The sequence below is a fragment of the Streptomyces sp. NPDC056486 genome, assembly GCF_042795295.1.
Taxonomy (GTDB): domain Bacteria; phylum Actinomycetota; class Actinomycetes; order Streptomycetales; family Streptomycetaceae; genus Streptomyces.
The window spans coordinates 1-7,852 of the sequence record NZ_JBHTSF010000266.1 but is presented as its reverse complement, the minus strand read 5'-3'; the positions used below and the strand labels follow the sequence as shown (position 1 = coordinate 7,852).

The window sequence follows — 7,852 nt, the reverse complement described above, 5'->3', positions numbered from 1 at the left end:
CCTCAGAGGTGGTCCCGCCCTACGGCGTTGTTCGTGCTTCTGCGCAGGTCTCGCAGGTCAGCGCAGGTCAGCGCAGGTCGTCGCGCTGCGCGGCCTCCGACTCGGCCTGCTTGGCCTGGACCTCGGGGTCGAGGGAGGCCTGACCGCTGCCGTCGACCGAAGTCAGCGGCGTGCTGTCGGGGACCTCCGTCGCGGCGGGCGGCTCGACGAGCCAGTCCGGGTTGGCCTGCTTGTCCCACCACTTCCAGGCAGCGACCGCACCACCCGCCAGGACGCCAAGGACGATGAGGCCCTTGGCCACGCGCCCGGCGCGAGCGCGGCGGTTGTGCTTACGGGTCAGCCGCTGGATCTCCTTGGGAGAGACCTCACCGCGCAGGGCGGACAGTGCCGCGGACCCGCGGGACGCCGCCTCCTCACGGACGGGCGCGGTCGCGGCCACGGCCTGTTCGATCCGCGGCTTCGAGTAGTCGGCGGCCTGCTGAGCGGCCTTGCGGGTCTGTCCGGCAGCCTTACGGGTGCGGACGGCGGCCTCGTGCGCGGCGTGGTCGACCTTCGGCGGCACATGCGTACGGGCCTGCTCGATGCGCGGTCCGACGTGAGCGCCGTACTGGACACGGGCTTGCTCGGCGGCCTGCGACACCTTGGGCACGAGTCGTACGCGGGTTTCGTGCGCGTATTGGACGGCTTGGTCCTTGGCCGAGCCGGCGTAGGGGGCCACCGCCTCCGCGGCATGCCGCACGCTGTCCCTCGCGGAACCGGTCGCGGCGCGCACGCTGTCGATGCGGGTCACGGGATCCTCCTCCTCGGTGGCTTATAGGTATGTCACCTTTCCACCCTTTCAAGGATCATGCCTTCCGGATGGCTCCGAGGCATGAAAGGGCGGGCATCCGGGTGCGATCAATTTGATCAAATCGGTACAAGGAGAGTTCTTCGCCGACAATGCCACGGATCGTCCCGGCGCGCGCCCAATCGGTGGCTACTCGTCCCAATCAGGTCCGTGGGAGGATCAGGGCGTCACTGAAGACAACGGAAGGCGGACCGTGGCCGAGCAGCTTTACGCCACCCTGAAGACCAACCGCGGCGACATCGAGGTGCTGCTGCACCCCAACCACACGCCGAAGACGGTCAAGAACTTCGTCGAGCTCGCCCAGGGCGAGCGCGAGTGGGTCAACCCGGAGACCGGCAAGAAGACCACGGGCAGGCTCTACGACGGCACGGTCTTCCACCGCGTCATCAGCGGTTTCATGATCCAGGGCGGCGACCCGCTGGGCAACGGCACGGGCGGCCCCGGCTACGAATTCGAGGACGAGTTCCACCCCGACCTCGCCTTCGACAAGCCCTACCTGCTCGCCATGGCCAACGCGGGCCCGGGCACCAACGGCTCCCAGTTCTTCTTGACGGTCTCCTCGACCGCCTGGCTCACCCGCAAGCACACCATCTTCGGTGAGGTCACGGACAAGGCGAGCCAGAAGGTCGTCGACGAGATCGCGGCCACGCAGACCAACCCGCGCACCGACCGCCCGGTGAACGACGTGGTCATCGAGTCCGTCGTCATCGAGACCCGCGGCGCCTGACACCGGCGCACCCCGCTGACACCGGCGCACCCCGCGAGGGGAACCAAACCGCCCCGCTCATCCGTAAGGAAGGGCGGGGCGGTGCGTTCGCACGTGTGGGCGTAGCTGTGCCTTCGTACGGATATTGAGGGGACCCCATGGACCAGGCACCAGGCAGCCCGCAGGGGCCACAGGACGCATCGAACCTGCCCCGCTGCTATCGGCATCCGGACCGCGAGACCGGCATCAGCTGCACCCGCTGCGAGCGCCCCATCTGCCCGGAGTGCATGATCAGCGCCTCGGTCGGCTTCCAGTGCCCCGAGTGCGTGCGCGAGGGCTCGGGCACGGGGCAAGCACCCGCGGCCAGCCGGCCGCGCACCATCGCGGGCGGCTCGATCGCCGCCGATCCGCGCCTGATCACCAAGATCCTGATCGCGATCAACGTTCTCGTGTTCATCGCGATCAGTACGAACGACCGGCTCGTCGGCGATCTCGTCCTGATCGGCGAATGGCCGCCCTATCCGTACGCGCCGACCGAGGGCGTCGCCGAAGGCCAGTGGTACCGCCTGGTCACGTCCATGTTCGCGCACCAGGAGATCTGGCACATCGCGTTCAACATGCTGGGCCTGTGGTGGCTCGGCGGCCCTCTGGAAGCCGCGCTCGGGCGCGCCCGCTATCTGGCGCTCTACCTGCTCTCCGGACTGGCCGGTGGCGCGCTCACCTATGTCCTCGTCGGCGCGAGCGACGCCTCGCTCGGGGCATCCGGAGCGATCTTCGGCCTGCTCGGCGCCACCGCGGTCCTGATGCGGCGCCTGAACTACGACATGCGCCCGGTCATCGCGCTGCTCGCGCTGAACATGCTCTTCACGTTCACCTGGAGCGGCATCGCCTGGCAGGCGCACGTCGGCGGTCTGGTCGCCGGTGTGGCGCTCGCGTACGGGATGGTGCACGCGCCCCGCGAGCGGCGATCGCTCGTGCAGTGGGGGACCTGTGCCGTGGTGCTGATCGTGGTCCTGGCGACCGTGGTCATCAGGACTGCTCAGCTCGGCTGAAACAGGACCGCTCAGCTTGGCCGAAACTCACTCTGGTCGGCTGGGATGCCGTCCGAAGCCCCATGTTGTCCACAGCGTGTGCCGGATCTTGTGCATTGTGTGGGGAACAGCTGTGCCCCTTGTCACTGACCTGGGTTTCCCCAGGAAGGACAAGGGGCCAGTGGTGGCTCGGATGACGATCGACCAGTCATACCGGCGTCAACATCACGAGGGTTATCCACAGATCGTCTTTCTTTTCCCCAGTTTGGTCCCCAGTGTGGATAGCGCTGTGGATAACTCAGGGCAAGGCTTGCTCTCCACGCTCCGGGGAGCGCGTTCGCAGCCGGTGGAACAGCGCTACTTCCACTGCGTGGAGACGCCGAACCCCGCAGCGATGAAGCCGAAGCCGACCACGATGTTCCAGTTGCCCAGCGGGTCGATCGGCAGTTTGCCGTCGGTGACGTAGAAGACGACGATCCAGGCGAGCCCGATGAGGAACATCGCTAGCATCACCGGAGCCACCCAGCTACGGCTGGTCAGCTTGATGTTCGTCGCCTTCTTCGCGGGCGGCGTGTAATCGTCGGCCTTCTTGCGGATCCGTGACTTCGGCACGAGGGTCTCTCCTGTCGATACGGGGAGCTGAGCCCTCCCCCGGGCGTCCGTTAGCGTAGTGCTTCCGCGGCGCTGAAGGAGATAAGGGTACGTTGAGCAATTCTGCCGACTCCCCCACAGGTCCGGGTCGCCGTCCTCGCTGGCGGCCGGTCCGGTTCCTCACGGCCGCCGTTTTCGCGCTCGCGGGCCTCATCTTCTTCACCAGCTTCAACACGGCCAAGGGTACGAACATCCGAACCGACGCCTCTTTGCTGAAGCTCTCCGACCTCATTGAGGAGCGCAGCCACAAGAACGGCAAGCTCGACGAATCCAACGGCTCGCTGCGCGACGACGTCGAGTCCCTGGCCGAGCGCGACAACGGCGGTACGAAGGCCGACGACGCGCGGCTCAAGGCCCTGGAGAAGAACGCGGGCACCAAGAAGCTCGGCGGTGAGGCCGTCTCCGTCACCCTCGCCGACGCCCCGCCGAACGCCACCGCCAAGCTCCCCGGCTACCCCGAGCCCCAGCCCAACGACCTGGTCATCCACCAGCAGGACCTCCAGGCCGTGGTCAACGCGCTCTGGCAGGGCGGCGCCAAGGGCATCAAGGTCATGGACCAGCGGCTCATCTCCACCAGCGCCGTCCGCTGCGTGGGAAACACCCTGATCCTCCAGGGGCGCGTCTACTCGCCGCCGTACAAGGTGACGGCGGTCGGTGACCCGGAGAAGCTCAAGACGGCGCTCGCCGCGTCTCCGGAGATCCAGAACTACATGCTGTACGTCAACGCGTACGGCCTCGGCTGGAAAGTAGATGACGACGGGGCGATGACTCTTCCCGGCTACTCGGGCACAGTGGATCTCCACTACGCGAAGCCCGTGGAGTAGCACGTGGAACAGCCCGTGGAGTAGCACCCGGGGAGGGACCGTCCGGTGTCGGTGCGAGTGCTCGTCAGGACGTTCAGCGAACTGTGCATCACCGTCGGCACGTTGATCGTGCTCTTCGTGGTGTACGTCCTGTTCTGGACCGGCGTGAAGGCCGACAGCGCCATGGACAGCCAGATCGACAGGCTGCAGGACCAGTGGGCGCAGGGTTCGGTGCCCGCGCGTACGGACGACGAGCCTTCGGGTGCGTCGTCCCCGAAGAAGCCCGATCCCTACGAGGACGGCAAGCCCTTCGCCGTCATGTACATCCCGCGGTTCGGTTTCACGTGGAACAAGCCGGTGCTTCAAGGCACGGGGACCGACATCCTTAAGAAGGGGCTCGGTCACTACGGGGACACCGCGCAGCTCGGCCAGCGGGGCAACTTCTCCGTGGCCGGCCATCGCCGTACGTACGGTGATCCGTTCAAGGACTTCCCGAAGCTGCGGCCTAACGACCCCGTGGTCCTGACCGACGGCACCACATGGTTCACGTACCGCATCGACAAGAAGCCCTACAAGACGCTGCCCGGCGATATCGGCGTCATCGACGCGGTCCCGCGCAAGTCCGGATTCGATGGTCCTGGCCGTTACCTCACCCTTACAACCTGTGAGCCAGAGTGGGGCCACAGCCACCGGTTGATCGTCTGGGCGCACCTCGATGCCACCCAGCCCGTCGAGGCCGGGAAACCGGAGGCACTGCGCCGTTAGTCTGGTGCCGTACGGCTACGGAAGGGACGGCATGTACGGCTGGATCTGGCGGCATCTGCCGGGAAACGCATGGGTCAGGGCGCTGCTCTCACTGATGCTCGTCTTCGCTGTGGTCTATGTGCTCTTCCAGTACGTCTTCCCCTGGGCCGAGCCGCTGCTTCCCTTCAACGACGTGACGGTGGACGGCCAGTGAGCCCAGTGAGTCCAGTCAGTTCAGTGAGCACCGAAGGTCGTCCCAGCCGCATCCTCGTGGTCGACAACTACGACAGCTTCGTCTTCAACCTCGTCCAGTACCTCTACCAGCTGGGTGCCGAGTGTGAGGTCCTGCGCAATGACGAGGTCGAGCTGCGCCACGCGCAGGACGGCTTCGACGGTGTCCTGCTGTCGCCGGGACCCGGTACGCCCGAGCAGGCCGGCGTCTGCGTGGACATGGTGCGGCACTGCGCCGGCACCGGTGTGCCCGTCTTCGGCGTCTGCCTCGGCATGCAGTCGATGGCAGTGGCGTACGGCGGCGTGGTGGACCGTGCGCCCGAGTTGCTGCACGGCAAGACGTCCCCGGTGACGCACGGGGGCAAGGGCGTCTTCGCCGGGCTGCCGTCGCCGTTCATCGCGACGCGCTATCACTCGCTCGCCGCCGAGCCGACGACGGTTCCGGCCGAGCTCGAGGTGACCGCGCGCACGGAGGACGGCATCATCATGGGCCTGCGCCACCGCGAGCTGGCGGTCGAGGGCGTGCAGTTCCACCCCGAGTCGGTGCTCACCGAGCACGGCCACCGCATGCTCGCGAACTGGCTGGTGGAGTGCGGGGACACCGGAGCGGTCGGTCGGTCGAGCGGTCTTGCCCCGGTGGTGGGCAGGGCCACGGCGTGACCGCGCTGCGCCCCGAGCGCGACTCCTCAGGACTTCCGTACGACGAGCAGTACGCGTCGCACGGGGAGCCCGGGGCGTTTGAGGAGCCCGGGGCGTTCGAGGCGGCCGTCGACCACCTTGCCGATCCGTTGACCGATCCACTGCCGGGTCAGCATCCTTCGCCGTGGTTCCGCAGCGGGCCCGCCGAGCCGGAGCCTGAGCCCGAACCGCGTCCCGAACCGCAGGCTCCGGAGCCTGAGCAGGAGTGGTACGACCCCGAGGGCTATGCCCGTGACTGGCACGGGGTGCGGGAGCCGACGTACGAAGAGCTGTACGGCGCGTACGCCCCTCAGAGACCGACGCCGGCGTACGAGCCGATACCCGAGGCCCCGCAGCCGCCCCAGCCCCAGCCCCAGCCACAATCCCAGCCGCTGCCCCAGCCCCTGCCCCAGCCACCGGTCGACGACGAGACGGTAGGCCTGAGGACGGCGGACACGCGCCGAATAGTCGACCCGGAGCCGGTCACCGACGGTCCGCCGGAAGGTGAGGGCCGGGCCGCCCGTCGCAAGGCCGCCAAGAAAGGGGCCTCTCGCGCCGCCCCGCGCCCTTCCGCCGAGCCCGTGGAGTCCGCGGCCCCTCTTTCCCGAGTGGAGGCCCGTCGCGCCGAGCGCGCCCGCAGGCCGTCCCCGGGTGCCGTGGCGAGCCGGGGGATCGGCGAGCTGTTCATCACCCTCGGCGTCCTGATGCTTCTCTTCGTCACCTACCAGCTGTGGTGGACGAACATCCGCGCCCACCAGCAGGCCAACGGCGCCGCGAGCGACCTCCAGGAGTCGTGGGCGAAGGGCAAGGGCAAGCCGGGTGTCTTCGCGCCCGGCCAGGGCTTCGCGCTCCTGCACATCCCTCGCCTCGACGTGGTCGTGCCGATCGCCGAGGGCATCGACAAGTCGAAGGTCCTGGACCGCGGCATGGTCGGCCACTACAACGAGGGCAGCACCAAGACGCCCATGCCGGACGCCGAGAAGGGCAACTTCGCGGTCGCCGGGCACCGCAACACCCATGGCGAGCCGTTCCGGTACATCAATCAGCTCGAACCGGGCGACCCCATCGTCGTGGAGACGCAGGACAAGTACTTCGTCTACAAGATGGCGAGCATCCTGCCGCAGACCCAGCCCAGCAACACCTCGGTGATCGGCCCCGTCCCTCCTGGGTCGGGCTTCACCAAAGAGGGCCGGTACATCACACTGACCACCTGTACCCCGGAATTCACGAGTAAGTATCGAATGATCGTCTGGGGCAAGATGGTCGAGGAACGGCCGCGCGGCAAGGGAAAGCCGAGCGCGCTCGTCAACTAGCACGGTGAGAACGGGGCAGATCCAGTGGCAGCGACGACCGACCACGCCGACCACGACGAGGAGCAGGCCGAGGCGCCCGCACCCGCGCGCGCACCCCGGGGCCGCGGCCCCATCGCCGCGGCGGTCAGCGTCTTCGGCGAACTCCTCATCACCGCGGGCCTGGTGCTCGGTCTCTTCGTCGTCTACTCCCTGTGGTGGACCAACGTCGTCGCTGACCGCGAGGCGCATCAGCAGGGCGACAAGGTGCGCGACCGCTGGGCGGGCGGCCCGGGGAACCTGAACACCAAGGACGGCATCGGCTTCCTCCATGTCCCCGCGATGGGCGGCGGCGAGGTCCTGGTCAGCAAGGGCACCAGCAGCAAGGTGCTCAACCACGGTGTCGCGGGCTACTACGAGGACCCGATCAAGTCGGCCCTCCCCGAGGACAAGGAAGGCAACTTCACGCTGGCCGCGCACCGCGACGGCCACGGCGCGAAGTTCCACAAGATCGACAAGATCAAGAAGGGCGATGCGATCGTCTTCGAGTCCCGGGACAAGTGGTACGTGTACAAGGTGTACTCGACGCTGCCCGAGACATCGAAGTACAACGTGAACGTCCTGAACCCGGTCCCGAAGGAATCCGGCGCGAAGAAGCCGGGCCGCTACATCACCCTGACGACGTGCACGCCGGTCTACACGTCCAACTACCGCTATGTGGTGTGGGGCGAGCTGGAGCGGGTCGAGAAGGTCGACAACAAGCGAACGCCGCCGGCGGAGCTGGACTGAGTCCGGGCACCGGCACCACGCACGGCAGGAGCACACGCACGGTAAGAGCCCACACATGGGAAGAGCCCCGGTCACCGCCTGCT

The 7,852-nt window shown here is 67.6% G+C and carries 10 protein-coding genes; 8 read left to right on the top strand and 2 right to left on the bottom strand.

Annotated features, from left to right (window positions below):
- Nucleotides 1–67 precede the first annotated feature (67 nt).
- Complete coding sequence (locus ACFQ7F_RS44435; protein WP_383284990.1) at nt 68–790, bottom strand: DUF5324 family protein; 723 nt, start codon at nt 788–790, stop codon at nt 68–70.
- Nucleotides 791–1,040: 250 nt separating this feature from the next.
- On the opposite strand from ACFQ7F_RS44435, the gene ACFQ7F_RS44430 reads away from it, so the two are divergent.
- A complete protein-coding gene (locus tag ACFQ7F_RS44430; protein ID WP_383284987.1) occupies nt 1,041–1,574 on the top strand; it encodes a peptidylprolyl isomerase in 534 nt (177 codons plus the stop codon).
- A 137-nt stretch (nt 1,575–1,711) separates the two neighbouring features.
- Nucleotides 1,712–2,605 carry a rhomboid family intramembrane serine protease gene (locus tag ACFQ7F_RS44425; protein ID WP_383284984.1) on the top strand — a complete coding sequence of 298 codons (894 nt, stop codon included), beginning with the start codon at nt 1,712–1,714 and terminating at the stop codon, nt 2,603–2,605.
- A 336-nt stretch (nt 2,606–2,941) separates the two neighbouring features.
- On the opposite strand, the gene crgA is transcribed toward ACFQ7F_RS44425, so the two are convergent.
- Nucleotides 2,942–3,196 carry a cell division protein CrgA gene (crgA, locus tag ACFQ7F_RS44420; RefSeq protein WP_160506128.1) on the bottom strand — a complete coding sequence of 85 codons (255 nt, stop codon included), beginning with the start codon at nt 3,194–3,196 and terminating at the stop codon, nt 2,942–2,944.
- A 92-nt stretch (nt 3,197–3,288) separates the two neighbouring features.
- Between crgA and ACFQ7F_RS44415 the strand changes: the two genes are divergently transcribed.
- From ACFQ7F_RS44415 to ACFQ7F_RS44390, 6 genes are read left to right on the top strand one after another with little or no spacing between them, the layout of a single operon-like run.
- Nucleotides 3,289–4,059, top strand: coding sequence for a DUF881 domain-containing protein (locus ACFQ7F_RS44415; protein ID WP_383284980.1), 771 nt, complete (start codon nt 3,289–3,291; stop codon nt 4,057–4,059).
- A gap of 51 nt (nt 4,060–4,110) precedes the next feature.
- Nucleotides 4,111–4,803 (top strand): class E sortase, encoded by a 693-nt coding sequence (locus ACFQ7F_RS44410; RefSeq protein ID WP_383284993.1) that lies wholly within the window; start codon nt 4,111–4,113, stop codon nt 4,801–4,803.
- A gap of 31 nt (nt 4,804–4,834) precedes the next feature.
- Entirely contained in the window at nt 4,835–4,996 is a 162-nt protein-coding gene (locus tag ACFQ7F_RS44405; RefSeq protein WP_383284977.1) for a hypothetical protein, read from the top strand.
- A gap of 23 nt (nt 4,997–5,019) precedes the next feature.
- Nucleotides 5,020–5,673: an aminodeoxychorismate/anthranilate synthase component II gene (locus ACFQ7F_RS44400; RefSeq protein WP_383284974.1), complete on the top strand. Its 654-nt coding sequence runs from the start codon at nt 5,020–5,022 to the stop codon at nt 5,671–5,673.
- Nucleotides 5,670–7,004, top strand: a complete 1,335-nt coding sequence (locus ACFQ7F_RS44395) for a class E sortase (protein WP_383284971.1) — start codon at nt 5,670–5,672, stop codon at nt 7,002–7,004. The genes ACFQ7F_RS44400 and ACFQ7F_RS44395 overlap by 4 nt, the downstream gene beginning before the upstream one ends.
- Before the next feature lie 24 nt (nt 7,005–7,028).
- On the top strand, nt 7,029–7,769 hold the full coding sequence (locus ACFQ7F_RS44390) for a class E sortase (RefSeq protein WP_383284968.1): 741 nt from the start codon (nt 7,029–7,031) through the stop codon (nt 7,767–7,769).
- Nucleotides 7,770–7,852 lie beyond the last annotated feature (83 nt).